This window comes from Nonomuraea fuscirosea, from assembly GCF_035917475.1.
In the GTDB taxonomy this organism is placed as follows: domain Bacteria; phylum Actinomycetota; class Actinomycetes; order Streptosporangiales; family Streptosporangiaceae; genus Nonomuraea; species Nonomuraea fuscirosea.
This window is the reverse complement of record NZ_CP109074.1, coordinates 9,121,567-9,146,769: the sequence shown is the minus strand read 5'-3', so window position 1 is coordinate 9,146,769 and position 25,203 is coordinate 9,121,567. Positions and strand designations below refer to the sequence as shown.

The following is a 25,203-nucleotide window of genomic DNA, read 5'->3' as shown; positions in this document are numbered from 1 at the left end:
TGACGGTCTTGCCCACGTCGTAGCGGGGTGCGGATCGGCGAGCACGATCCGTCCGTCCGGCCAGCGCGGCAACGGCAGCGAGGCCAGCACCTGGCGCAGCCGTTCCACGACGATCCGGCCGTGGTTGAGCCCGCCGTATAGGCGCTGTGCCCGCGCCGGTACTCCGGCGACAAGGTCAGATCCACCGGTGAGCGCACCGGCCCCGGCTCACACAACAACGCATCAGCCCGCGCCTTGAAGCAGGTGTAGACGTCGTTGGACGATCAAGAACAAGCTTAGACACCCAATGCCCGGCGGCGCGGACCAGCTCATTTCGATTACGCCATCGGCGCGCCGAAGTGCCGGGCGCGTGGCGAAGAGCCTGGGACAAGCATGAACTCGGCCATGTCCGCCTCGCAGAAGGCGCTCGAGACGGCTGCTTACCTCAAGTTCAACACCTCGCCTCGGTGATGCCGCACGAGACCGTGCGCGGTGCATGACCGTGACGTGGCGGACGTGCTCTTCCCGCACTTGACAGCGGCGGGAATCGAGCGGGCAGAGCGCCCGAAGCCGTCAGGCGCACCGGGTCCGGGCGGTCGGTCCGCGTCCCTGCGGCGTTTCGACGAATGCTTCGACGTACACGCAGCCGTGCGTGGTCATGAGCATGTTGCCGTAACTCGACGAGTACTTGCCGCGGTACACACTCGGTGCGGAGACGGCGTCGGACGGGCGGTAGGCGACAATATGGACGGCCCGTTGCGGGCTGTGCGGGCCGAGGACGAGTGCCCAGCTCGCGGTACAAGCCGGCTGGTGGCGGAGCCGTAGTCGTCCGAATTCCGCCCCGTCCGAAAGCCTGACCGCCACGTCGTCCAGTGTGATGACCCGGTCGACGACGTCGGGCGAGCCGCAGCCCGACCGGATCGGATCCATGGCATCGGCCGGCACCCCGGGCACGGGATGCGTCTCGCTCAGCGCACGCCACTTCGTCGGAGTCGCGACCGGCTGGGACGCAGTGGACGCCGCGACCGACTGGGGCTTGTTCGTCTGGGGCCTGTTCGCTGAGGGGGGCACGCCGCGTGTGGTGGAGACGGACCACGCGACGGTCCCGGCGACGGAGAGCAGCATCACCGCGGTTAGCAGGGCGAGCGCCCACCTGGCCCGGGGCGTGAGCCGCGCCAGGAGGGCCCGGCGGGCGGGCGGATCGTCCGGGGCCGGCTCCGGCTGCTCGTCCGGCGGGACGCTCGCCGCGGCCCACGCCGAGCGCCACGCGGCCGGATCGTCGTCACAGGCCTGCACGAAGGACTCCACAACCTCCCAGGACGGCAGCTCCCGCCCCGCTTCGGCCTTTGACAAGGTGCTGTGGGCGTAGCCGGCGCGACCGGCCAATTGCCTAATGGTCATGCCCCGCTGCGCGCGTAAACCACGCAGACGCATGGCGAAACGCTCGATTTCGGTGGCGCCGGTCAACGGCTGCTGTTTGCGTCCCATGGTCCCGCTCTCGCTCGGGGTGTGCGCTTGGACGATTGTCCTCCGGCGGTTCCGCGCCCACAAGTCGTCCGGCCGTGGTTCGCCCAGGTCGCGACGTCCGCCGCGATTGGTCGATTGTTCATCGTTGTTCACGCCGCATGTTCCGCACTTTCACCGGGACGGGACCATGCGCAGAATCGTGGTTGCGAGAACGGCGACCACAAAAGTGGCCCGCCCATCAGGAAAGGACGTGAAGAATTGCGGCGCATCACCTCGGTATTACTCGCCGCCGGTTTGACATCGGGTTTTCTCGCCGTCACGCCGACACCGGGTGAACGCTAAAGGCCCGGGAATGGCGTGCATGTTCTACTACCCGTTCCAGTGGCTGAAGATTCAGTGGGGTCACACCGGATGGGCCTTCAAGGTTCCCGGTGACGACCGGTGGGTCATGGGATCGGCCGACAACACCGACAACGGCGGCCCGGAGTACACGTTCAACTCCCGGCCCAAGGAGCGGAACGTCTGGGTGATCAGGGTGGCGAACTTCGACGTGGTCAAGCACCGGTTCCGCGAGCTGACCTACACCTCGTACCGGTGCGCCAAGACGAAGAACAGCAGCGTCGGCGCGGCACAGCAGCACGCGTTCAAGGAACGCGGGTACGACTTCGTCTCCAACAACTGCGCGCACCACACCTACAACACGCTCAGGGTTTACGGCGTGCCCACCGGCGGCCCGCCGCCCAGCATGATGACCCCGCCCAAGACGATGACCCAGCCGGGATACAACGTCCTGGCCTGGTACAACAGCATGCCGACAAGCCTGTTCCACCCGGCGATCAAGCTCTAGGCCATGGAAGCGAAGGGATCAGCCATGTCGATCATCACCCTCGCACGGACGCGCGGCGTCGTAGCCCTGGCCGTCCTGGCGGCCGCCGGTGTGGGCGTGAACCCGGCGCAGGCGGCGACCCACCGCGCGACCTACCGCGTGACCGGCGCGGACTCGCGCGGGCTGGCGGTGCAGAGCGAGCCGCGCGCCGGCCACGTCATCCGATACGTCGCCAACGGAACCGCGCTCAACGTGGTCTGCCAGATCAACGATGGCGGCCAGGTCGACGGCAAGGCGCACCGCGGAAGGCCCTTCACCACCTGGGACCGGCTGTCGGACGGCACCTGGGTCTACGACTGGTACATGACCACGCCCACCGTCGGCGCGGACGGCTACTCTCCCGGGATCAAGCGCTGCGGCACCAAGTCGGCGCTGCCCTCGCCGGCGTCCGGTTGCGTCGATTGGCCTGCCTCCAAGTTCCTGCAGACCCCTCTGACGCGAGCGGCCAACAGCGGCGCCGGCTACGCCTGGCAGAACGGAAGTTACTACGACGAGGGCTTCCACAAAGGTTGCGGATCAGCGACCACGATGAACCAGCACTACGCGTTGGACCTAGGCATGAAGCTGGGCGACCCGGTACTGGCACCAGGCGGCGCCGGCACCGTCAAATACGCGGGCTGGGCTCCCAAGGGCTGGCAGACCTGCGGTCAGTACGTGGTGGTCGACCACGGCGGCGGCTGGTGGAGCGTGGTATGCCACCTCGAAAGAATCGCCGTCAGAACCGGACAGAAAGTTACCGAGAACACCATTGTGGGAACCGTCGGCGGCACCGGCGGATTCGCACCGCACCTGCACTTCTCCTTGATGCGCAACGCCAAAATAACCTCGGACGGCGGAGTATACGGCGGGCAGAGCGCCCGTCCGCGCCATGTTCGCCACCTGGGGTGTATCGCGGGCCATTACGACCACATCGCCAAGGGCCAGAAGATCTGCTACTGAGCAACGGCTTCATCCGATAAGCGCGACCTGGTGGTGAGCAACGGGAGAATCCATTCCCCTTTCATCACCAGGTCGCTTTTTCGGCGCCATACAGCCGCTACATCGGCCTGATCCAAGACTCATCCCGGGCACCTCGTCACCGCCACCGCCCTCAAACTTCGTCCGCTCGATGCCTGGGGGCCGGCTTGATCCGGCTGAAGGTCGAATACCTGCCCGGCGACCGGGACGTCCCGCCGGTCCGGCTCTGGTCCTTCAAAACCGGCGCCACCGGAGCGGACGTGGACCGCTGCCGGCAGGCATTCCTACGCAGATTCGACGTGGAACGCACCTACCGCTTCTGGAAACAGACCCTCAGATGGACCCGGCTCAAACTCGCACCCAAACCAGCCAGGCCCGGCCCTGGACGCCCGCCAGGCATCCCCAACCGTCGGCCCGCACCCCGCTACGACGTCGGCAAGACCGTCAAACGCGGCCGCACCCTCGCAGCACTACAACAATCCGGAGGATGAAGAACAAGCTAAGGACGGGTTCCGTTACGTCGGCCCCTGCGCGCCTGGGACCGCGAGTGACATGGCGAGGCGTCCAAGGACGGGTTCCGTTACGTCGGCCCCTACGCGCCTGGGACCGCGAGTGACGCGGCGAGGCGTCTAAGGGCGGTTCCGCCAAGTCCTGCGGTGGCGAAAGCTGTCAGTCCTCCGGGACCGCCTGACGGTAGCGGTCGGCCAGCGCGCGGATCTCGGCGACGAGCTCGGGCGGCTCGGTGACCTCGAACGGGGCGCCGAGCATGCCGAGGTAGCAGGCCAGCAGTCGCGGTGTGTCCGAGCCGAGCTCGGCCACGCAGGCGTCGTCGCCCAGGGGCTCCACCCGGACGCCGGACGGCAGCCGGTCGCGTACGTGCTGGGCCGGCGCGCGGACCGTCACCCGCGCCCGGCACTGCCAGGTCGCGGTGGCCAGGCCGGTGCTGACATGGCCGACGAGGTCACCGCCGGGATCCTCGCGCGGGGTGAACCGGGGGCCGTTCGGCGTCCGCAGTCGCATCCGATCCACCCGGAACGTACGCCAGTCGGTCCTCGCGACGTCCCACCCGACCAGGTACCACCGGCCCCGGCCGTGCGCGAGCCGGTGCGGCTCGACCTCGCGGCGGACGGTCGACCCGTCATGGGCGGTGTAGTCGAACCGGAGCCGCTCGTGGTCGCGCACGGCCGCCGCGATCGCGGTGAGCGTCTCGGCGTCCACACGGGAGCTCGCGTTCGGCAGCGGAAGGAGCGAGGCCCGGAGGCCGTTGACCCGGTGGCGGAGCCGTGACGGCAGCAGCTGCTCCAGCTTGGTCAGAGCGCGCAGCGCCGCCTCCTCGATGCCGTTGACCGCGCCCTGTGTGGCGCCCACCCGCAGCCCGACCGCGACGGCGACCGCCTCGTCGTCATCGAGCAGCAGCGGCGGCAGTTGCGCGCCGGGCCCGAGCCGGTAACCGCCGGTGACGCCCCTGATCCCGTGCACCGGATAGCCGAGCCCGCGCAGCCGTTCGACGTCATTGCGCACGGTACGTACGGTGACGTCGAGCCGTTCGGCCAGCTCAGGCCCGCTCCAGTCCCGCGGCGTCTGCAACAGGGAGAGCAGCCGCAGCAATCGTTGTGCTGTGTCCGACATATGTGAAAGTCTGCCTTGATACAGGAACGGACGGTTCCGGTATCGATCCTAGATTTCCGGTATGACCAACAACACGGACATTCGCCCGTTCCGCGTCGGCATCCCGCAGACCGACCTGGACCACCTGCGCGACCGCCTCACCCACGCCCGCTGGCCCCGGCAGTTCGGCGGCACCGGCTGGGAGCGCGGCGTCCCCGTGGACTACCTCAAGGGCCTGGCGGACTACTGGGCGAACGGCTTCGACTGGCGCGCGCAGGAGAAGACGCTGAACGCGTACCCGCAGTTCGTGACCACGATCGACGGTCAGGACATCCACTTCCTGCATGTCCGCTCACCCGAGCCGGACGCGCTGCCGCTGATCCTCTCCCACGGCTGGCCGGGCTCGTTCGTCGACTTCCTGGACGTGATCGGGCCGCTGACCGACCCCCGCGCGCACGGCGGTGACCCGGCGGACGCGTTCCACGTCGTGATCCCGTCGCTGCCCGGCTTCGGCTTCTCGAACCCGGTGCGGGAGCCGGGCTGGGGCAACCTGTTCCGGGTTGCCGCCGCGTTCGGGGAGCTGATGACCCGGCTCGGGTACGAAAGGTTCGCCGCGCAGGGCGGTGACGTCGGGGGCGGCGTGACCATGCTGCTGCCCATGGCCGCGCCAGGCCGGGTGCTCGCCACCCACGTCAACGGCCCGTCCCCGTACCCGTTCGGCCCGCCCATCGAGCTGGACGGTCTGTCCGGCGCGGACCGGGCCCGCGCCGAGCGCTTCAACGCCTCCCGCGAGGACGGCCTCGGCTACCTGCACCTGCAGTCCACCCGCCCGCGAACGCTGGCCTACGGGCTGAACGACTCGCCGATCGGGCAGCTGGCGTGGATCGCGGAGAAGTTCAAGGAATGGACGGATCCGGCCGCCGAACTCCCGGAGGACGCCGTGGACCGCGACCGACTGCTCACCGAGGTGAGCCTGTACTGGCTCACCGGCTCCGGCGCCTCCTCGGCCGACTTCCTCTACGAAGGCATGCAGGCCTACCGCGAAATGACCGCCTCCTCCAACAACGACGCCCAGTCCGGGGATGGCTGGTCCGGGGATGGCGGGTCCGAAGGCGCCGAGTCCGAGGGCGGCCAGTCCGGGGACGGTGGGTCGGGGTATGGCGGTTCCGGGGATGGCCAGTCCGGGGACGGTGGGTCCGGTGTCGAGCAGGGCGGGTGGCCGGACGTGCCGATGCCGCCGCAGGGGGTTGCGGTGTTCGCGGCGGACATGACGATCCGCGCTCTCGCCGACCCGGCGAACACCGTCGGCCACTGGTCGGAGTTCGATCGGGGTGGCCACTTCCCGGCGCTGGAGACGCCGGACCTGCTGGTCGGGGATCTGCGCGAGTTCTTCCGCGTCGCACGGTGACCCTGGCGGTCGGCTGGCGACGCTCACTGGGCCGAGCAGTCGTAAGCCGCCGGTCGCCGGAGCCGCCGGCCGCCGGGCGCAGGCGTGAGCCGCTCGCCAGAGTCGCCGGTCGCCGGAGTCGTCAGTCGCCGCAGCCGACGGTCGCCGCTGGAACGGGCGGCGACTGTTAGGGGACGGTCGGCTACGGCTGCATGGCGCCGAGCATCTCCAGTACGTCGGGTGGAAGCTTGCGCTGGGCCGCGTCCCTGAACTGGGCGAAGCACTCGCCCTGCGACGACACCGTGCCCGCGCCCTTCAGGCACTCCTGATAGGCGGAGTATTCGTCCATGAGGTAGAGCTGCATGCCCGTGGCCATGGCCGACAGCGCCAGCGCGATGGAGGAGACCGTGATGCCGCCCACCGCCACGCCCGTCGGCTTGCTCTCGGCCCTCAGCAGCGGCAGCGCACGGACCCCGGCCATCAGCGCGAACAGCGCCATGACCAGACCCGCGAGCGGCAACATGAACGTCATGGCCAGCGCTGCGATGGACAACCAAATCGCTCGGCGGCCCGCTGCGTCAGCGGGCTGCTGGCCTGCCGGTGCCTTCACCGGTGTCGACACCTGACCTCCTCTGCGTCGCCGGGCGAGGAACAGATACCCTGTGACCCCCACCCTGTTTCCTCTTTGGAGTATGTGTGTCTAAGGCTGGGCGGCTCGTCGTCCTCGTCTCCGGCTCTGGAACCAACCTACAGGCCCTGCTGGACGCTTCTGCCGACCCGTCGTACGGCGCTCGCGTGGTAGCGGTCGGCGCCGACAGGGAGGGCATCGAAGGGCTGGCCAGAGCATCGAGGTCAGGCGTCCCGACATTTGTCGAAAAAGTGGGCGATTATGCGACGCGGGCGGAATGGGATTCCGCCATCGCGGCCCGGATCGCGGCGTACGAGCCGGACCTCGTCGTATCGGCGGGATTCATGAAGATCCTGGGCTCGCCTTCGCTCGACGCCTTCCCCGTGCTGAACACCCACCCGGCGCTGCTGCCGTCGTTCCCCGGCGCCCATGGCGTCCGCGACGCGCTCGCCCACGGGGTCAAGGTGACCGGATGCACGGTGATGCTGGCCGACGCGGGCGTCGACACGGGGCCGATCGTGGCGCAGGAGGCGGTGCCCGTGCTCCCCGACGACGATGAGAAGGTCCTGCACGAGCGCATCAAGACGGTCGAGCGCCGGCTGCTCGTCGAGATCGTCGGCCGGATGGCTCGCGAGGGCTGGACGGTCAGCGGACGTAGCGTCCGAATCGGCAACCACACAGGAGGGGAATCCACGTGACTCGCATCGCCATCCGGCGCGCGCTGATCGCTGTTTACGACAAGTCCGGGCTTGAGGAGCTGGCCAGAGCCCTCGACGGCGCCGGGGTGGAGATCGTCTCGACCGGCGGCACGGCCGCCGCCATCTCGTCGTACGGGATCCCGGTGACGAAGGTGGAGCAGCTCACCGGCTTCCCGGAATGCCTGGACGGGCGGGTCAAGACGCTGCACCCGCGCGTGCACGCCGGGCTGCTGGCCGACGTCACCAAGCCGCACCACGTGGCCCAGCTGGATGAGCTGGAGATCGACCCGTTCCAGCTGGTCGTGGTGAACCTCTACCCCTTCCAGGAGACCGTCGCCTCCGGCGCCTCCGCCGAGGAGTGCGTCGAGCAGATCGACATCGGCGGTCCCGCCATGATCAGGGGCGCGGCGAAGAACCACAGCACCTGCGCCGTCGTGGTCGACCCCGCCTTCTACGGCGACGTGCTCGACGCGCTGGGCGAGGACGGCTTCACGCTGACCGAGCGCAGGCGGCTGGCGGGCATCGCGTACGCGCACACGGCCTCCTACGACGTGGCCGTGGCGAACTGGTTCGCGGGGACGTACGCGAGCGAGGACGAGTTCCCCGCCTTCACCGGGTCGGCGTACCAGCGCAAGGCCACCCTTCGCTACGGCGAGAACCCGCACCAGCGCGCGGCCCTCTACACCGGCGGCACCGCGGGCGAGGGCGGGCTGGCGGGCGCCGAGCAGCTGCACGGCAAGGAGATGTCCTACAACAACTACCTCGACGCCGACGCCGCCTGGCGCGCGGCGTGGGACTTCGCCGAGCCGTGCGTGGCCATCATCAAGCACCAGAACCCGTGCGGCATCGCGATCGGCGCCGACGTGGCCGAGGCCCACCGCAAGGCGCACGCGTGCGACCCGGTGTCGGCGTACGGCGGCGTCATCGCCGTCAACCGCACGGTCACCGAGGAGCTGGCCAGGCAGATCTTCGACGTTTTCACCGAGGTCGTGGTGGCCCCGGCGTACGACCCGCAGGCCCTTGAGGTGCTGCGCGGCAAGAAGAGCCTGCGCCTGCTGCTGTGCCCGGACGGGCCGGCGGAGCCGACCGAGTTCCGCAAGATCAGCGGCGGCCTGCTCGTGCAGACGGTCGACCGGGTCGACGCGCCCGGCGACGTGGCGGCCCAGTGGGAGCTCAAGTCGGGCGAGCCCGCCTCGCCCGACCTGCTCGCGGACCTGGAGTTCGCCTGGCGGGCCGCCCGCTCGGTGAAGTCCAACGCCATCCTGCTGGCCAGCGGCGGGGCGACCGTCGGCGTCGGCATGGGCCAGGTCAACCGGGTCGACTCGTGCCGCCTGGCGGTCACTCGGGCGGGGGAGCGGGTGGCGGGGTCGGTGGCGGCCTCGGACGCGTTCTTCCCGTTCCCGGACGGGCTGGAGGTGCTGACCGAGGCGGGCGTACGCGCCGTCGTGGAGCCTGGTGGCTCGATCCGGGACGAACAGGTCATCGAGGCGGCCCAGAAGGGCGGCATCACCCTCTACTTCACCGGAGCCCGCCACTTCTTCCACTGATCACCCTCGACCGACACCGACCGTTCCCAGAGGGGACTGGTCGTCGTCTCGTGGGGGCCTGACCGCCTCGATGGAGGATCGACCGCCTATGTGGGGACTGATCGTTCAGCCAACCGATCACCCGGCAGAAGCCTGGTCGTCCCCGCAAGGGATTGACCGGCCTCGCAGGGGGCTGATCACCGCCATAGAAGGCTGAACGTCCCTGTAGGGGCTGATCATTACGATAAGGGCGACATGTGCCGATCATGTCGCCCTTATCCGATTTTGCCGCGAGCACTCATCGGATCCGGTTACGCTGAACCTCTCCCCGTTGCCGTCACTCGGAGTACCCCTATGGCGCTCGACGCGATCCTGCAGGCATTCGTCACCCTGAACGGCCTGTCCACCAGCCCCTTCGTGCTCGTGGCACTCGCCTTCATCGGTGCCTACCTCGGCAGTCGCGCCGTGGAGCTCATCCCTTACACCCGCCGCATCATCGAGCGCCGCGAGGCCCAGGCCGCCGCCGCCGACCGCGACGCCTGACCCGTTTGTTGCATCCGGGCGCACGCCCGTAGGTCTCCGCGCACGCTGGCAGGTCTTGGTGCACGCCCGCAGGTCAGGTCTCGACGCGCGCCGGCAAGTTCCCGCGTCGGCCCGTAGGTCTCTGCGCATGCCCGTAGGTCTCCGCGCACGCTGGCACGTCTTGGTGCACGCCCGCAGGTACTGCGCACGCTGGCGGGTTCCGGCGGAAGCCAGTAGGTTCCGGCGTGCGCTCGCGGATTCCTGTGCACGTTGGCAGGGCACGGCGGATGGTCGCGGGGTTCGGTGGGTGTCGGCAGGTGGGGTTGGTTTCTGCGGGCGGTTTGGCGGGTGGGTGGGCGTCTCCTGGGAAGCGCGGGGTCAGCTGGTGGGTGGTGGGTGCCAGGCCAGGTGGGCTGCGCCGGCCAGGCTGGCGCGTACGCCAAGAGTGCTCTGTCTGACCTGGACCGCCTTGACGAAGGGCAGGCCGGAGACGTCGTCGAGAGCCTGCTCCAGCGGTTCGAACAGCACCTTGCCCGCGGCCGAGACGCCGCCGCCGATGACCACCGCGTTGATCTCGACGGCTGCCGCGGTGGAGGCGATCATGCCGGCCAGGGCCCGGGCACCGCGTTCGAAGGCGGCCACCGCGATGGGGTCGCCTGCTGCGGCGTCCTGCGCGAGCGCCCGTGCGTCCGCCTTCTCGGGGGTGCCGTGGGGAGCCAAGGAGGTGCCGCCGGAGTCGGTGCCAGAGCCGGTGCCGATGCCCGTGCCCGTGGCGGTGCCTGTGCCGGTGGGGCTGGAGCCGGTGCTGGTGGTGCTGGAGGCGGTGCCGGTGGTGCTGGAGGCGGTGCCGGTGGTGCTGGAGGCGGTGCCGGGGGTCCAGCCGTTTTCCAAGGCCCAGCGGGTCATGTTGGGGCCGCTGGAGTAGCGTTCGACGCAGCCGCGGCCGCCGCATTCGCAGCGTTCGCCGTACGGGTCGATGCTCATGTGGCCGACATGTCCGGCGTTTCCGGTGGGGCCCAGCAGCGGAACGCCGTCGATCACCAGGCCGCCGCCGATGCCGGTCGACACGACGACGCCGAGCAGCGAGGCGCAGTCGCGGCCGGCGCCCAGCCAGTGCTCGCCGAGCGCGAAGCACTGCGCGTCGCCCGCCAGTACGGTGGGCAGGCCGGTCAGCTCGCGTACCTCCCGGCGCAGCGGGAATCCGCGCCAGCTCGGCATGTTGACCGGGCTGACGGTGCCGGCGGCGAGGTCGACCGGGCCCGCGCAGCCGATGCCGACCGCCTGAGGCGGGGGACCGTCGTCCATCACCTCTTTGACGAGGGCGGTCAGGGCGGACATGACGTCAGAACGCGGCGTCGGCCGGGTGGCGGAACGCAGGATGGAGCCGGCCTCGTCCACCAGTGCGGCGGCGAGCTTGGTTCCTCCGATGTCGATGGCGAGTACGCAGGTCATCAGTTTCCGCGGTGGTGGTGGTCGTCGGACCGGTGGGGATCGCCAGGGCGTTCCAGGCAGGGCACGGGTCTTGATCTCCCGGCCCCCAGGTCATTGATCCAATGAGCCGAAATGGCCGGACTGGCCGGAGTCGACCCTTGCGGGGTTCGTCGGAAGTCCAACCCTCCGGAGGTGTGCGAGGAGTCCGTCAATCGCGAGGCTTCCAGGGTGTCCGTCCGTCGCGTGGGGCGCGGGGAGGTCGTTCCCTGCGGGGCTTGCGGGAAGTTCGTCCAGCGCGTGGGGCGCGAGAAGGTGATGTGCGAGAAGTCCGTCCCGCGCGGTGCTTGCGAGGCGGATGTTCGGCGTATGGCTGGTCGGAGGTTCGTCCCTGGTGCGCCTGGTGGGATGGACGTCCTTCGCGCGGCTCGGAAGAAGGCTGCCGGCTGCGTGGCGCTCGGCCGGAGAGGGCTTGGTCTGCGGGGGTGGGTGGTGGGCTCCGTGGTGAGGTGTGGGATGGCGCTCTCCCGGGTGGTGAGGGTGGGGGCAGGATGCTGGGGCATGCGTAACTTTAAGGCCTTCCAAGATCAATGACAACGATGTCAGCACCGGGCTGTGGATAACTCGGGGTGGACTGCCTGGCCTCTGTGGATAACCGGGCGGTGACCGCTGCCTGGCGGCTTCCGTGCGGCGCGGCGCCCCGCCGGTGCGGAGGAACGGGAGCGGCATGGAAGGATTGCGGCATGAGCGCAGTGAAACTCGATGGCAAGGCCACCGCCGCCAAGATCAAGGAAGACCTCAAGAGGCGGGTCGCCGCGCTCAAGGAACGCGGCGTCACGCCGGGCCTGGGCACCGTGCTCGTGGGCGACGACCCCGGCAGCCAGATCTACGTGGCCGGCAAGCACCGTGACTGCGCCGAGGTGGGCATCGCCTCCATTCGCGTCGACCTGCCCGCCACCGCCGCCCAGGCCGACGTCGAGGCGGCCATCGACGAGCTCAACGCCTCGCCCGCGTGCACCGGCTACATCGTGCAGCTGCCGCTGCCCAAGCACCTCGACACGATGGCCCTGCTGGAGCGCATCGACCCGGCCAAGGACGCCGACGGCCTGCACCCGGTCAACCTGGGGCGGCTCGTCCACATGGTCGAGGCCCCGCTGCCCTGCACCCCGCACGGCATCGTGCTGCTTCTCCAGGAGTACGGCGTGCCGATCAAGGGCGCGGAGGTGGTCGTGGTGGGCCGGGGCATCACCGTGGGGCGCTCGCTGGGGCTGCTGCTGACCCGCCGCAGCGAGAACGCCACCGTGACCCTCTGCCACACCGGCACCCAGGACCTGGCCGCTCACGTGCGCCGCGCCGACATCGTGGTCGCGGCGGCCGGTGTGCCCGAGCTCATCAAGCGCGACATGGTCAAGCCGGGGGCGGCGGTGCTCGACGTCGGGGTCTCCCGCGTGGACGGCAAGATCGCCGGTGACGTGGCGCTCGACGTCGAGGAGGTCGCCGGCCACCTCACGCCCAACCCGGGCGGCGTCGGGCCGATGACCCGTGCGCTGCTCCTGTCCAACGTGGTCGAAGCCGCCGAACACCGCCTCTGACGCCACACTCTCCGAGACAGGAAGCCGCTCCGGGGGTTCTCGCCGCTGACCCATGATCTCCTGTACGCCCTGCGATCCCTTATGTGTACCTGCGGCTTCCTTAGGACACGCCGGGCCTGGCTCTCTGCCGGCTCCGCCCGGTTCCGGCCAGGCCGTCGGGCCGGGAACGGGCGGCCGCGGCGTTCCGGCGGCGAGCGGGCGCGGCTCAGGTGAAGACGTCATGGGCGGGCGGCGGGGGCGAGGGCCGACAGGTCGGTTTCGATCTTGGAGGCCGTGGCCAGCAGAGGCGGGAGCAGGTCCCGCCGGGCGGCCTGCAAGCTCGTACGCGTGGCGTGCGTAGAGACGTTCACCGCGGCCACCGTCCGCCCCGCACGGTCGCGGATGGGCGCCGCGATCGAGCGCAGCCCCTCCTCCAGCTCCTGGTCCACCATCGCCCACCCGCGCCCCCGCACCTCGTCCAGCTCGGCCCGCAGCGCCGCGGGCAGGACGATGGTGTGCGAGGTGAGGCGGCGCAGCTCGGCCCGCCCGAGGTAGGTCTCCAGTGCCTCCGGCGGCAGCGCGGCCAGCAGCACCCGGCCCATCGAGGTGCAGTACGCCGGGAACCGGGTGCCGATGTTGATCGTGACCCGCATGATCCGCGCCGTGGCCACCCGTGCCACGTACACCACGTCCGCGCCGTCCAGCACCGCGACCGAGGCGGATTCGCCCACCTCGGCGGCCAGCCGTTCGAGGTGCGGATCGGCCACCTCGGGCAGCGACAGGCTGGACAGGTAGGCGTAGCCCAGCTCCAGCACCCGCGGCGTGAGCGCGAACAGCCGCCCGTCGCTGCGCACGTACCCCAGATCGCTGAGCGTGAGCAGGAACCTTCTGGCCGCCGCTCTGCTGAGCCCGGTCGCGCGGGCGACCTGGCTGAGCGTCAGCTCAGGCTCCGTGGCGCTGAACGCCCGGATCACCGCGAGGCCGCGCGCCAGCGACTGCACATGATCGACCATGCTGGGTCCCCCTTGAACAGGAGCCGGCAAGAGCGTAGCTTCCGCGATACGGGGTTGTTCGGTCAGAGAATACATGTGCGCATCGCGAACAAGTAGGAGCTCATCATGACGTTCCTGGACCCCAAGGTCTGGACGGGCTCGATCTTCGACGGCAGCTGGACGGTCTCGCGCGCCGGTGACGCGCCCGTGGTCGAGCCCGCGACCGGTGAGGAACTCGGCCGCGCGGGTACGGCCGGCGCCGAGGACGTGGCCGCCGCCGCCCTGCGCGCCCGGCAGGAGCAGCGGGCGTGGGCCGCGACGCCGTACGAGGAGCGGGCCGCGCTGCTGCGGCGCGCCGGGCGGCTGTTCGAGGAGCACGCGCAGGAGATCCAGGACTGGATCGTGCGCGAGTCCGGCGGCGTGCCGGGCAAGGCGGGCTTCGAGACGCACGTGGCGGCGCAGGAGTGCTACGAGGCGGCGGCGCTGGCCTCGCAGCCGCTCGGCGAGGTGCTGCCCACGTCCAAGAAGCGGCTCAGCTTCGCGCGCCGGGTGCCGGTCGGCGTCGTGGGCGTGATCGCCCCGTTCAACTTCCCGCTGATCCTCGGCATTAGGTCCGTCGCCCCGGCCCTGGCGCTCGGGAACGCGGTCGTCTTCAAGCCGGACCAGCGCACCGCCGTCTGCGGCGGGTACGCCATCGCCCGCGTCTTCGAGGAGGCCGGCCTGCCCCCTGGCCTGCTGCACGTGCTGCCCGGCGGCGCCGAGGCCGGTCAGGCATTGGTGGCCGACCCGAACATCCCGGTGATCTCGTTCACCGGCTCCACGGCGGCGGGGCGCAAGGTCGGCGAGGCGGGGGCGCGCCTGCTCAAGCGGGTGCACCTGGAGCTGGGCGGCAACTCCGCGCTGGTGGTGTTCGACGACGCCGATCTCGGCCTGGCGGCGTCGGCGGGCGCGTGGGCGACGTTCTTCCACCAGGGCCAGATCTGCATGACCTCAGGACGGCACCTGGTGCACGAGGCCGTGGCGGAGGAGTACGTGGAGCGCCTGGCCGCCAAGGCCGACGGCCTGCCCGTCGGCGACCCGGCCACGGGACAGGTCGCGCTCGGCCCGCTCATCGACGCCCACCAGCGCGACCGGGTGCACCGGCTGGTCACCGAGAGCGTGACGGCCGGGGCGCGGCTGGCCACGGGAGGGACGTATGAGGGGCTGTTCTACCGGCCCACGGTGCTGGCCGAGGTGCCGGTGGCGGCGCCCGCGTACGCCGAGGAGGTGTTCGGGCCGGTGGCGCCGGTGACCACGTTCTCCACCCTGGAGGAGGCGGCGGCCCTGGCGGCCGACTCGGAGTACGGCCTGTCGCTCGGCATCCTGACCAGGGACGTGATGAAGGGCCTGGCCCTGGCCGACCTGGTGCCGACGGGCATCGTGCACATCAACGACCAGACGGTGGACGACGAGGCGGTGGCTCCCTTCGGCGGGGTGGGGGCTTCGGGGACGGGGAGCAGGTTCGGCGGGACGGGGGCCAACGTGGACGCCTTCACGGAGACGCAGTGGGTCACGATGCAGGGCGACATCGCGGCCTATCCGTTCTGATCAGCGCCTTTCGGAAGGAGGTCACCGGTTGCGGTAGCGGTCGGTGGCCTCCCTGGTCGCGCGGATGGCGGCGTCGGCCGTCTCGTAGCGCCGCTGCGCCAGCCCCACGAAGATGCAGTCCACGATCAGCAGCTGGCTGATCCGGCTGGCCAGCGCCCCGGGCCGGAACGCGGTCTCCCGCCCCGCGGACACCAGCGTGTGATCGGCCAGCTCGGCCAGTGTGGAGCGCGGATTGTTGGTGATCCCCACGATCAGCGCTCCCGCCTCGGCCGCGGTCCTGGCCGGCACCAGCACGTCGGGCGTCTCGCCGCTGCAGCTGATCGCCACCGCCACGTCGCCGTCGTGCAGCAGCGCCGCGCTGGTCAGCGCCAGGTGGGCGTCGCTGAACGGATGGCTGGACAGGCCGATCCGCAGCAGCTTCTGCGACATGTCGGTGGCCACCAGCCCCGAGGCGGCCACGCCGTACACGTCCACCCGCCGCGCCTCGGAGATCGCCTTGACGACCTCCCCGAGCTGGTCGGGGTCGAGCTGGGCGGCCGTGTCGGCGAGCGCCTCCGACTCCGCCCGCGCGACCTTGGCGATCACGTCCGTGAGCGGGTCGTCGGGCGCGAGGTCGCCGGGCACCAGCCGTTCCGGCTCCTTGGCCACGGCGGCGGCCAGCGCGAAGCGCATCTGCGAGTATCCGGCGAAGCCGAGCGCCCGCGCCGTGCGCACGATGGTCGCCTCGCTCGTTCCCGACACCGCGCTGAACTCGGTGATCGTGCTGCGCACGACCAGCCCTGGATCGTCGAGGATGATGCGGGCGATCGACTGCGCCGCGGGGGTCAGCGAGGGCAGCACGGCGCGTACGGCCGCGACGGGGTTCGCGGGCTCGGCGGTCACCGCAGCAGCCATTCCGCCGCCGCCAGCGCGGAGACGCGGGAGATGCCGTGCGTGGCCACGTGCGTCGCGCCCTCGGGGGCTGCGGCGATGCCGGTGTCCACCACGATCGCGTCCGGCCGCAGCGCGAGGGCCTGGGCCACGGTGTCGCGCACCCACGCGTGCCGCGCCGCGTCGTGCGCCACCAGCACCACCGGCCGCTCGTCGAACGCGGGCAGCTCGCCGCCTTCAGGTTCCAGCTGCACCCGTTCGGTGTCGGGCAGCAGGGACGTGAGTGCTGCGGTGATGCCGGTCGGCGTGGCGGGGTCGACGGCCTTGCTGAAGCGGGTGTTGATCTCGACGACCAGGGGACCGCGGTCGAGCGTGGCGCTGCCCTGGGTGGTCAGCGCGGCGCGGGCGGCCCGCAGGCCGACGCCCTCGTCGACGTCGTCGTGCACCTCCTGGCGCAGCGCGGCCTGGGCGGCGTACCAGCTGGACAGAGCGCGTACCCGTTCGGCCGCCTGCGCCAGCCGCTCCTCGGGGAGCGTGCCGTTCCTGACCGCCGCGACGATCGCGTCGCGGATCGCGTGCAGGCTCTCCTCGGTCGACAGTCCCACGCAGATGGCGTCCACCCCGGCGCCGAGCGCCCGCACCGCGATCTCGCCGGGGTCGAACATGGCGGCCACCGCCCGCATCTCGATCGCGTCGGTGACGAGCATCCCGTCGAAACCGAGCTCGCCCCTCAGGAGCTCGGTCATGGCGGTACGGCTCAGCGTCGCCGGCATCGACGGATCGAGCGCGGGGATGAGCAGGTGGCCGGACATGATCGAACGCACCCCGGCGTCGATCGCGGCCCGGAACGGCGGCAGGTCGCGCTCGGCCAGCACCTCGCGCGAGGCGTGCACGGTCGGCAGTGCCAGATGGGAGTCGGTGATCGTGTCGCCGTGGCCGGGGAAGTGCTTGGCGCACGCGGCCACGCCCGCGCCCTGGACGCCGTTGACGTAGGCGACCGTGTGACGGGAGACCAGCTCCGGCGTCGGCCCGAACGAGCGCACGCCGATCACGGGGTTGGCCGGGTCGGAGTTCACGTCGGCGGAGGGCGCGTAGTTGAGGGTGATGTCCAGATCTGCGAGCATCCTGCCGATCTGGCGACCCACCTGCTCGGTGAGCTTCACGTCGTCCACCACGCCGAGGGCCCGGTTGCCCGGGAAGGAGCTGCCGGCCATGACCTCCAGCCGGGTGACCGCACCGCCCTCTTCGTCGACGGAGACGACGGTGTCGGGGTTCTCGGCGCGGAAATCCCTGATCAGCCGGTCGTCGATGGCGTTGCGGGCGAACAGCACCACGCCGCCCAGACCCTCGCCCAGCGCCCGGCGTAGCCAGTCGGGGGCGGAGGTTCCCTCGTACCCCGGATGCAGCACCGTCATCGCCAGTCTGTACAGGTCACCGCTCATCGGCATTTTCCTTCACAGTTGTTGATCTGAAGGTAATTTTCTGTCATCGTCGCCTTCGATACAACCACTTCCGAGAGGCCACCCCCCATGCCCAGCAGAAGAACTCTCCTGAAGGGTCTCGCCCTCGCCGCCGCCGCCTCGGCCGTTCCGCTGCCCGCCTTCGCGGAAGCGGGCTACGTTCCGCCGTTACGGCAGATGCGCGGCATGTGGATCGCGTCCGTGGTCAACATCAACTGGCCGTCGAAGCCCGGTCTCAGCGCCGACGAGCAGAAGGCCGAATATCTCGCCTGGCTGGACGTGGCCGTACAGCGCAAGCTCAACTCGGTGTTCGTGCAGATCAGGCCGACCGCCGACGCGTTCTGGCCGTCGCCGTACGAGCCGTGGTCGCAGTATCTGACCGGCACCCAGGGCCAGGACCCCGGCTACGACCCGCTCGCCTTCGCCGTGGCCGAGACGCACAAGCGCGGCCTGGCCTTCCACGCCTGGTTCAACCCGTACCGCGTGTCGATGCAGGCCGACCCGGCCAAGCTGCACCCCGACCACCCCGGCCGCAAGCATCCCGACTGGATCCTGCCGTTCGGCGGCAAGCTCTACTACAACCCGGGCATGCCCGAGGTCCGCACGTTCTGCCAGGACGCGATGATGGACGCGGTCACCCGCTACGACATCGACGGCCTGCACTTCGACGACTATTTCTACCCGACCAACACCACCGACTTCGACGACGCCGAGGAGTTCGCCGAGTACGGGGCCGGCTTCCCCGACCTGGCCGCCTGGCGGCGCCACAACGTCGACCTGATGGTCCAGGAGATGCAGCAGCGCGTGCGCGCGGCCAAGCCCGAGATCGCCTGGGGCATCAGCCCGTCGGGCATCTGGCGGAACAAGGCCAGCGACCCGCTCGGCTCCGAGACCAACGGCGGGCAGTCCTACGACAACCTGCACGCCGACACCCGCGGCTGGGTCAAGAAGGGCTGGCTGGACTACATCGCGCCGCAGCTCTACTGGTACATCGGGCAGCCGCCGGCCGACTACTCCAAGCTCGTGCCGTGGTGGTCGGACGTGTCGAGCGGCACGAAGACGCTGCTGTGGATCGGGCAGGCGGCGTACAAGGCGGGCGATCCCGCCCAGGCGGCCGAGTGGCAGGCGCCGGACGAGCTGTCCAGGCACCTGACGCTCAACCGCGAGCACCGCGAGATCGGCGGCGACATCTGGTACAACGCCAACGACGTCAAGGTCGACCGGCTCGCCTCCATCTCCACCGCGGTGAACGACCACTACCAACGGCCCGCGCTCGCGCCCGTGCTGCCCAGGCTGGCCAGGGGAGAGGCGCCCAGGCGGCCGGTGCTGGCCTACGCGCTGCGCCACCGCGGCGGGGTCGAGGTGCGCGCGGTGGCGACGGGCAGGGACGAGCCGTTCGTGTACGCCGTCTTCCGCTTCGACCGGCCCGCGGGCGCCAAGGCGTTCGACGACGCCCGCGACCTGGTCGCCGTCGTGCCCGGTGACCGGCAACTGCGCTGGACCGACCCCGAGGGCAGGCGCGGTCACCACTACTACGTGGTCGCGGTGGACCGGGCCAACCGGACCAGCAAGCCGAGCAACGGCTTCAGGGTCATCTGACCAGCCGATGCGCGCGGACCCCGGCGGGTCCGCGCGATCCGCTCCGCGCGACCCCGATCCGCTCCGTGCGAACCCGGCCCAGCGAACTGGTCTGAGGGAACGCTACGCCTACGCGCGTCGCCGGCCATGTCCTGACCCGGCGACGAGCCCGGCGGGCGCCCTCATGGACGCTCGCCGCTGCTCGTGGCCGTGCCCGCGGTTCGCGGGCACGGTGGACGCTCAGGTTCCGCTGCTGCCGGAACCCCTCGCCGAAGCCCCGGTCGCGATCCGGTCCCTAAGAAGCCCTGCGCCCGGCCGCCGACGGCTGCTCGGTCGAGGCTCCCGACGACCTCTGTGGCGGAACCACGGGGGTCGGACGCACCAGACCGAGCGCGACGACCTCGTTGGCCAGTCGGGTGCGCCGGTTGGTGCCTTCGGGAATCCTGAACTTCTGGTAGAGCCGCAGCAGATGCTGTTTCACCGCGGCTTCGGTCACGACCAGGTCGTCGGCGATCTCACGTGCCGTCGCCGGAGCGACGAACGCCTCGTCCGACAGCGCCGGCCTGCAGAGCGAGGTCAGTACGTCGACCTCGCGCCTGGTCAGCTCGGGCGCGGCCGCTCTGCGCAGCTCGACCTCAGGGGTGAAGTCCTCTCGGGGGACTCCACCGATGCGACCCCGTGCCGCGCCGAAGGAGACGACGTCGCCGTCGTCAAGGACCCTCCGGGCGATCGGCCTGCCATTCACCCGTGTGCCGTTCCTGGACAGCCCCAGGTCGACGACATACAGGTAGGGTCCTCGTCTGACGAACTCGGCATGGAGTCGAGACACGCTGGGGTCGGTGAGCCGGATGTCGACACCGCGGCCCCTCCCCACAGTCGTGATCTCGGGGCGCAACGGGACCACCTCGCCAGTGTCCTCGATGCGTATGAACGGCCCCTCCACGGCAGTTCCTCCCCAGGTAGCCCGCCGTAACTATTACTACAGCTCCGGCTTACCCAAACGAGGGGATGCGGAATCTCCTTTGCCGAAAGGAGAATCCCACGTGAAATTGGTCTGGACCTCTGCAGTCGGTTTTGCCTGCTCACGGGTAGACTTCGGGCGGAGATAAGCGGAGGAAACACTCATGGCGGACAAGCCCACGAAAGGTCTGGCCGATGTCGTAGCGGCGTCCACCGCGCTGAGCGACATCGACGGGAAGGCCGGCCGGCTCTTCTACCGTGGATACGACATCCACGACCTGGCCGGCCGCGCGACGTTCGAGGAGACCGCACACCTGCTCCAGCGGGGCAAGCTACCCACCCGCGCCGAGCTCGACGCGTACGGCGCGGAGCTGGCGAGCGGCCGGGAGCTGGGCGCCCTGGTGTCCGCGAACATCGCCGAAATCGCCGAGAAACAGAAACCCATGGAGGCGTTGCGCACGCTGGTCTCCCTGTCGGCCGCCGACGACGCGGACAAGGACGGCATCTCCCCTGAGGCCAACCTGCGCAAGGCCGCGCGCCTGGTCGCGCAGCAGCCCCTGCTCGTCGCCCGCTACCACGCCGCCCGTACGGGGACGCGGATCCCCGAGGCGGACCCGTCGCTGAGCATCGCCGCGAACTTCCTGCTCCAGGTCACCGGCCGCACCCCCGGCCCGCGCGAGGTCGAGATCTTCGACGAGTGCCTGGTCCTGCACGCCGACCACACGATGAACGCCTCCACGTTCGCCGCCCGCGTCTGCGCCGCGACCCTGTCGGACATGCACTCGGCCATCGTCGCCGCCATCGGCACCCTCAAGGGCCCGCTGCACGGCGGGGCGAACGAGCAGGTCATGAAGACGCTGGAGTCGCTGTCTCCCGGCGGCGTGGCCCAGGCCGTACGGGACAAGCTCGCCGCCGGCGAGAAGATCATGGGCTTCGGGCACCGCGTCTACAAGACCGAGGACCCCCGCGCCACGCACCTGCGCCGGATGTCGGCCGAACTGGCCGAATCGACCGGGGACGACACCTACTACCGGATGTCGAAGGAGATGGAGGAGGTCGTCCTGGAGACGAAGGGCCTCTATCCCAACGTCGACTTCTTCGCCGCCTCGGTCTATCACTACCTCGGCATACCGACCGACCTGTTCACTCCGGTATTCTCCATCAGCCGCATGTCGGGGTGGACCGCTCATGTCATCGAGCAGCACGCCGACAACCGGTTGATCCGCCCTGACAGCGAGTACATCGGTGAGACGGACCAGAAGTGGAAGCCGATAGAAGAGCGATGAGCACCGGGCAGGACAGAGCGGGAACGCCGCCGACGCCGCCCCGCCGCGCGCATGACCCTGAGCAGGTGTGTTGAGCCAGAACGGGACCGAACGCGAGAGCTGGGGGCCGTACCCGCTGATCCTGGCGGGTGCGGCTGTCGGCGTGCTGGTGATCTTCGTGGCGAATCCGCGCTGGGGCGGGTTCGCGCTGGGCGCCGTCATCATGGTCGCCGCCGCGCTGCGCTTCGCCGGCTACGGCGGGCAGCTCGCGCTGCGGAGCAGGAAGGTCGACGTCATCACGCTGTCCGTCTTCGGATTCGTGCTGGTGCTGACCTCGCTCCTGCTCTACAACAACGAGCTCAAGGCGCTCATCCTGTCCCTTTTCGCCCCGTGACCGGACGGTCCGATAGCCTCAACGCATCAATTCATTGAAGGGGAACCATTCGCATGCCCAAGATCAAGGTGGAGAATCCCGTCGTCGAGCTTGACGGCGACGAGATGACCCGGATCATCTGGCAGTTCATCAAGGACCAGCTGATCCTTCCCTACCTCGACGTCGACCTGAAGTACTACGACCTCGGTATCGAATACCGGGACTCGACGGACGACCAGGTCACCATCGACGCCGCGAACGCCATCAAGAGGTACGGCGTCGGTGTGAAGTGCGCCACCATCACCCCGGACGAGGCGCGCGTCGAGGAGTTCGGTCTCAAGAAGATGTGGAGGTCTCCCAACGGGACCATCCGCAACATCCTCGGTGGCGTCATCTTCCGCGAGCCGATCATCATGTCGAACGTGCCGCGGCTCGTCCCCGGGTGGACCAAGCCGATCGTCGTCGGCCGTCACGCCTTCGGCGACCAGTACCGCGCCACCGACCTGAAGATCCCCGGTGAGGGCACGCTGACCCTGACGTACACGCCGAAGGACGGCTCCGAGCCGATCGAGCTCGACGTGTACGACTTCCCCGGCAGCGGCGTCGCGATGGCGATGTACAACCTGGACGACTCGATCCGCGACTTCGCCCGCGCCTCCATGCGTTACGGCCTCAACCGCGGCTACCCGGTCTACCTCTCCACGAAGAACACGATCCTGAAGGCGTACGACGGCCGCTTCAAGGACATCTTCGCCGAGGTCTTCGAGACCGAGTTCAAGGACGAGTTCGACAAGGCCGGCCTCACCTACGAGCACCGCCTCATCGACGACATGGTCGCCGCGGCGATGAAGTGGGAGGGCGGTTACGTCTGGGCCGCCAAGAACTACGACGGCGACGTGCAGTCCGACACGGTCGCGCAGGGCTTCGGCTCGCTCGGCCTGATGACCTCGGTCCTGATGACCCCCGACGGCCAGACCGTCGAGGCCGAGGCCGCCCACGGCACCGTGACCCGTCACTACCGCCAGCACCAGCAGGGCAAGCCCACCTCCACCAACCCCATCGCCTCGATCTTCGCCTGGACGCGCGGCCTGGCCCACCGCGGCAAGCTCGACAACACCCCTGCGGTGACCGAGTTCGCCGACAGGCTGGAGCAGGTCTGCGTCGAGACCGTCGAGGGCGGTCAGATGACCAAGGACCTGGCGCTCCTCGTCGGCGGCGACGCCGAGTGGCTCACCACCCAGGACTTCCTGGCGGCCCTGGACGAGAACCTCAAGAAGAAGATGGCTGTCTAATCAAAAATGACCCCTACCTGCGGAAAGTCCACAAGGTAGGGGCCATTTTTCCGCTCTGGCCGTCTGCGGGCCGTCACGCCTTTCTTCGGTGCCTCAAAGAGGGCCGCCACTGCCTTCCTCGGGCCCTCCTGGCTGCTCGCCATGAGGTGGTTCCGGCGGGTGAACCCGGCACAGCCAGCCCCATGCACCCGCGAAGCCAGGCTTCCACCACGTCGGCGGTCGAGCGGAGGTGTTCGGGTCGATGGAGATCGCCGAGCCGGCGATCGCCGACCGCGACGCCGGGGTGGTCGGCTTCGACATCGCCGGCGCCGAGGCGGGCTACCCGCCCACCCGGAACCTGGACGCCTTCGAGTACCTGCGATCGCCTGATGAGCGGTACCTCGATGACCCAGCTGAAAGCCTGAGCGGTCAGCGGCCCGGGTGTACGTACTGGTTGTATCGGGACGTGCTGAGCTTGTAAACCCTCTGGCTGATCCCGCCTGGGTCGAGGACGGACACCTCCAGGTAGACCCTCGATATTGACTTGGAGCCGGTGCGGGTGATGGTTCCGAAGTTGGTGCCGTCGTCGCCGCAGCCGTTGGTGTCCGACTTCCAGGCGCTGCGCCCGTTCGTTCCATCGGTGTGTTTCCAATGAACCCGGGCCCGCACCGGAAGGTTGTCGCCGGGGCAGATGTCGCGCACCGTAAAGTTCCGAAATCTGACCTTCGTCCGGCTGACGAAGTCGACGGTCGCCCGGACGGACCCGCCACCGTGGCCGCGGAAGGGGTCCACGCGGGCGGAGGACACTCCGTCTTTCGCCTGCGCCGGGCTTGCCACCAGCAGCCCGCTCAATACTGCGGTGCCCAGCGCGGCGCCCAGAATGCGTGTCTTCAACAGTCCTCCAGCAAGAGATGTCTCGGTTGGTGCGGTTGGCCGTGGGGCGTGCGCTTCAGCGCTTCCGCGTGGTCGGCGGGGGGAGATGTGGGAGGTGTCGCCTCGTGGCGGATCGCGACGAAGTACGGCGATCGATGGTGCGGGGCCTTGCGGGAGGTCGGGGCTGACCGGTAGCAGGTTGGTGTTGTGGGCGCGCTTGAGCTTGCCCTCGCGCGGGTTGGACGCGGCCCAACCGACTCTTCGCGGACCCTGCCCGACTTCCGCTAGTTCGCCATCAACGCGATGAAGTCCGCCTTCATCCCCTTCGACGAACGCCTGGCCATCATCGGCAACGTCATCAAGTCCTGGTACGCCGACCAGCTGAAAGCCTGAGCGTCAGCGGCCCGGGTGTACGTACTGGTTGTATCGGGTCAGGCTGATGTTGCGACGCTTAGTGCCTGATCCGGTGTAGAGCCACACCTCCAGGTAGACGCTCGATATGCCCTTGGTGCTGGGAGGGGTGATGTTTCCGAAGTTGGTGCCGTCGTCGCCGCAGCCGTTGCTGTCCTTCCTCACGGCGCTTTTCCCGGTGGTTCCGTCGGTGTAGTGCCACCAAGCCCGGGCCTGCACCGGCCTGTTGTCGCCGGGACAGAGGTCGCGCACCGTGAAGTTCCGAAAGATGACCTTCCTCCGGTTGACGAAGTCGACGGTCGTCGTGACGAGCGCGCCACCGCCGGGGATCCCGGTGTCCACGCGGACGCGGGCGGAGGACACTCCGTCTCTCGCCTGCGCCGGGCTTGCCACCAGCAGCCCGCTCAATGCTGCGATTGCCAGCGCGGCGCCCAGCATGCGTGTCCTCAACAGTCCTCCAGTAAGAGATGTTTTGGTTGGCTCGGTTGGCCTTGGGGCGTGCGCTTCAGCGCTTCCGCGTGGCCGGCGGGGGGAGATGTGCGAGGTGTCGCCTCGTGGCGGATCGCGATGAGAGCGGCGATCGATCGTGCGGGGCCCTGCGTGAGCGTCAGGTCTCGAAGGTGAAAGTCCCGCGCAGGACGGTGCCTCGCCCGCTCCAGTAGCTCTCGTAAGCGGCCCGGTAGGTGACGTTGTCGAAGGCGGTGAGCGCCGCGCAGGTGGCGCCGGGGTGGCGGATGTTGTCGTCTCTGATGACGATGGGCTTTCCGATCACACCCGGGCGGGTCAGGGTCACCTCCACCCAGGCTGTCCCTGTGGTGTCATCCGCCCGGACGCACAGCTCGTTCGTGGGGTCGGCGTAGCGGACGATCCCATCTCCGACATCCCGTTGAAAACTCGCCGCCAAGG

24 protein-coding genes and 1 pseudogene are annotated in these 25,203 nt (G+C 69.6%); 14 read left to right on the top strand and 11 right to left on the bottom strand.

Features of this window, described 5'->3' with window-relative positions:
* Nucleotides 1-552 precede the first annotated feature (552 nt).
* Nucleotides 553-1,599 (bottom strand): helix-turn-helix domain-containing protein, encoded by a 1,047-nt coding sequence (locus OIE67_RS41565; protein ID WP_326630837.1) that lies wholly within the window; start codon nt 1,597-1,599, stop codon nt 553-555.
* A gap of 208 nt (nt 1,600-1,807) precedes the next feature.
* Here OIE67_RS41565 and OIE67_RS41560 point away from each other — a divergent pair, with 208 nt between their 5' ends.
* The 3 genes from OIE67_RS41560 (at nt 1,808) to OIE67_RS41550 (ending at nt 3,780) form a co-directional block, all read left to right on the top strand.
* Nucleotides 1,808-2,293 (top strand): hypothetical protein, encoded by a 486-nt coding sequence (locus OIE67_RS41560; protein WP_326630835.1) that lies wholly within the window; start codon nt 1,808-1,810, stop codon nt 2,291-2,293.
* Nucleotides 2,294-2,317: 24 nt separating this feature from the next.
* On the top strand, nt 2,318-3,271 hold the full coding sequence (locus OIE67_RS41555; RefSeq protein WP_326630834.1) for a peptidoglycan DD-metalloendopeptidase family protein: 954 nt from the start codon (nt 2,318-2,320) through the stop codon (nt 3,269-3,271).
* Between the two features lie 185 nt (nt 3,272-3,456).
* The gene (locus OIE67_RS41550; protein ID WP_326630832.1) at nt 3,457-3,780 is read left to right on the top strand and encodes a hypothetical protein; all 324 of its coding nucleotides are present in this window, start codon (nt 3,457-3,459) and stop codon (nt 3,778-3,780) included.
* 178 nt (nt 3,781-3,958) lie between these two features.
* On the opposite strand, the gene OIE67_RS41545 is transcribed toward OIE67_RS41550, so the two are convergent.
* Nucleotides 3,959-4,918 (bottom strand): helix-turn-helix transcriptional regulator, encoded by a 960-nt coding sequence (locus OIE67_RS41545; RefSeq protein WP_326630830.1) that lies wholly within the window; start codon nt 4,916-4,918, stop codon nt 3,959-3,961.
* A 61-nt stretch (nt 4,919-4,979) separates the two neighbouring features.
* Between OIE67_RS41545 and OIE67_RS41540 the strand changes: the two genes are divergently transcribed.
* Entirely contained in the window at nt 4,980-6,305 is a 1,326-nt protein-coding gene (locus OIE67_RS41540; protein ID WP_326630828.1) for an epoxide hydrolase family protein, read from the top strand.
* A 181-nt stretch (nt 6,306-6,486) separates the two neighbouring features.
* On the opposite strand, the gene OIE67_RS41535 is transcribed toward OIE67_RS41540, so the two are convergent.
* Nucleotides 6,487-6,837, bottom strand: a complete 351-nt coding sequence (locus tag OIE67_RS41535) for a hypothetical protein (protein ID WP_245955666.1) — start codon at nt 6,835-6,837, stop codon at nt 6,487-6,489.
* Between the two features lie 143 nt (nt 6,838-6,980).
* Between OIE67_RS41535 and purN the strand changes: the two genes are divergently transcribed.
* The 3 genes from purN (at nt 6,981) to OIE67_RS41520 (ending at nt 9,679) form a co-directional block, all read left to right on the top strand.
* Nucleotides 6,981-7,610 (top strand): phosphoribosylglycinamide formyltransferase, encoded by a 630-nt coding sequence (purN, locus tag OIE67_RS41530; protein ID WP_326630826.1) that lies wholly within the window; start codon nt 6,981-6,983, stop codon nt 7,608-7,610.
* Entirely contained in the window at nt 7,607-9,157 is a 1,551-nt protein-coding gene (gene purH / locus OIE67_RS41525) for a bifunctional phosphoribosylaminoimidazolecarboxamide formyltransferase/IMP cyclohydrolase (protein ID WP_326630824.1), read from the top strand. The genes purN and purH overlap by 4 nt, the downstream gene beginning before the upstream one ends.
* Before the next feature lie 333 nt (nt 9,158-9,490).
* Nucleotides 9,491-9,679 carry a hypothetical protein gene (locus OIE67_RS41520; protein ID WP_326630822.1) on the top strand — a complete coding sequence of 63 codons (189 nt, stop codon included), beginning with the start codon at nt 9,491-9,493 and terminating at the stop codon, nt 9,677-9,679.
* Nucleotides 9,680-10,036: 357 nt separating this feature from the next.
* Here the strand turns inward: OIE67_RS41520 and OIE67_RS41515 are convergent, their stop codons facing one another.
* Entirely contained in the window at nt 10,037-11,110 is a 1,074-nt protein-coding gene (locus tag OIE67_RS41515; protein WP_326630821.1) for an ROK family protein, read from the bottom strand.
* A 719-nt stretch (nt 11,111-11,829) separates the two neighbouring features.
* Between OIE67_RS41515 and OIE67_RS41510 the strand changes: the two genes are divergently transcribed.
* The gene (locus OIE67_RS41510; RefSeq protein WP_326630819.1) at nt 11,830-12,678 is read left to right on the top strand and encodes a bifunctional methylenetetrahydrofolate dehydrogenase/methenyltetrahydrofolate cyclohydrolase; all 849 of its coding nucleotides are present in this window, start codon (nt 11,830-11,832) and stop codon (nt 12,676-12,678) included.
* 218 nt (nt 12,679-12,896) lie between these two features.
* Here the strand turns inward: OIE67_RS41510 and OIE67_RS41505 are convergent, their stop codons facing one another.
* Nucleotides 12,897-13,670 carry an IclR family transcriptional regulator domain-containing protein gene (locus tag OIE67_RS41505; RefSeq protein WP_326630817.1) on the bottom strand — a complete coding sequence of 258 codons (774 nt, stop codon included), beginning with the start codon at nt 13,668-13,670 and terminating at the stop codon, nt 12,897-12,899.
* A 105-nt stretch (nt 13,671-13,775) separates the two neighbouring features.
* Between OIE67_RS41505 and OIE67_RS41500 the strand changes: the two genes are divergently transcribed.
* Nucleotides 13,776-15,236, top strand: coding sequence for a benzaldehyde dehydrogenase (locus OIE67_RS41500; protein WP_326630815.1), 1,461 nt, complete (start codon nt 13,776-13,778; stop codon nt 15,234-15,236).
* Between the two features lie 21 nt (nt 15,237-15,257).
* Here the strand turns inward: OIE67_RS41500 and OIE67_RS41495 are convergent, their stop codons facing one another.
* Nucleotides 15,258-16,130 carry a MurR/RpiR family transcriptional regulator gene (locus OIE67_RS41495; RefSeq protein WP_106236296.1) on the bottom strand — a complete coding sequence of 291 codons (873 nt, stop codon included), beginning with the start codon at nt 16,128-16,130 and terminating at the stop codon, nt 15,258-15,260.
* Complete coding sequence (locus OIE67_RS41490; protein ID WP_326630813.1) at nt 16,115-17,548, bottom strand: glycoside hydrolase family 3 protein; 1,434 nt, start codon at nt 17,546-17,548, stop codon at nt 16,115-16,117. Before OIE67_RS41490 ends, OIE67_RS41495 begins: the two co-directional genes overlap by 16 nt.
* Nucleotides 17,549-17,635: 87 nt before the next feature.
* Here OIE67_RS41490 and OIE67_RS41485 point away from each other — a divergent pair, with 87 nt between their 5' ends.
* Nucleotides 17,636-19,165: a glycoside hydrolase family 10 protein gene (locus tag OIE67_RS41485; RefSeq protein WP_326630811.1), complete on the top strand. Its 1,530-nt coding sequence runs from the start codon at nt 17,636-17,638 to the stop codon at nt 19,163-19,165.
* 274 nt (nt 19,166-19,439) lie between these two features.
* On the opposite strand, the gene OIE67_RS41480 is transcribed toward OIE67_RS41485, so the two are convergent.
* Nucleotides 19,440-20,087, bottom strand: coding sequence for an FHA domain-containing protein (locus OIE67_RS41480; protein WP_106236302.1), 648 nt, complete (start codon nt 20,085-20,087; stop codon nt 19,440-19,442).
* Nucleotides 20,088-20,268: 181 nt separating this feature from the next.
* Between OIE67_RS41480 and OIE67_RS41475 the strand changes: the two genes are divergently transcribed.
* The 4 genes and pseudogenes from OIE67_RS41475 to OIE67_RS41460 form a co-directional block, all read left to right on the top strand.
* Nucleotides 20,269-21,390 (top strand): citrate/2-methylcitrate synthase, encoded by a 1,122-nt coding sequence (locus OIE67_RS41475; RefSeq protein WP_106236303.1) that lies wholly within the window; start codon nt 20,269-20,271, stop codon nt 21,388-21,390.
* A 70-nt stretch (nt 21,391-21,460) separates the two neighbouring features.
* Nucleotides 21,461-21,763, top strand: a complete 303-nt coding sequence (locus OIE67_RS41470) for a DUF3017 domain-containing protein (protein ID WP_181307142.1) — start codon at nt 21,461-21,463, stop codon at nt 21,761-21,763.
* Nucleotides 21,764-21,816: 53 nt separating this feature from the next.
* Entirely contained in the window at nt 21,817-23,034 is a 1,218-nt protein-coding gene (locus OIE67_RS41465) for an NADP-dependent isocitrate dehydrogenase (protein ID WP_326630806.1), read from the top strand.
* A 238-nt stretch (nt 23,035-23,272) separates the two neighbouring features.
* Nucleotides 23,273-23,395: pseudogene (locus OIE67_RS41460) on the top strand (adenosine deaminase); the annotation flags it as partial.
* A gap of 47 nt (nt 23,396-23,442) precedes the next feature.
* Here the strand turns inward: OIE67_RS41460 and OIE67_RS41455 are convergent.
* The 3 genes from OIE67_RS41455 to OIE67_RS41440 all read right to left on the bottom strand — a co-directional run bounded on the left by OIE67_RS41455 (nt 23,443) and on the right by OIE67_RS41440 (nt 25,096).
* Nucleotides 23,443-23,907 (bottom strand): hypothetical protein, encoded by a 465-nt coding sequence (locus OIE67_RS41455; RefSeq protein WP_326630804.1) that lies wholly within the window; start codon nt 23,905-23,907, stop codon nt 23,443-23,445.
* 375 nt (nt 23,908-24,282) lie between these two features.
* Nucleotides 24,283-24,735, bottom strand: coding sequence for a hypothetical protein (locus OIE67_RS41445; RefSeq protein WP_326630802.1), 453 nt, complete (start codon nt 24,733-24,735; stop codon nt 24,283-24,285).
* A gap of 169 nt (nt 24,736-24,904) precedes the next feature.
* A complete protein-coding gene (locus OIE67_RS41440) occupies nt 24,905-25,096 on the bottom strand; it encodes a hypothetical protein (protein WP_326630800.1) in 192 nt (63 codons plus the stop codon).
* Nucleotides 25,097-25,203 lie beyond the last annotated feature (107 nt).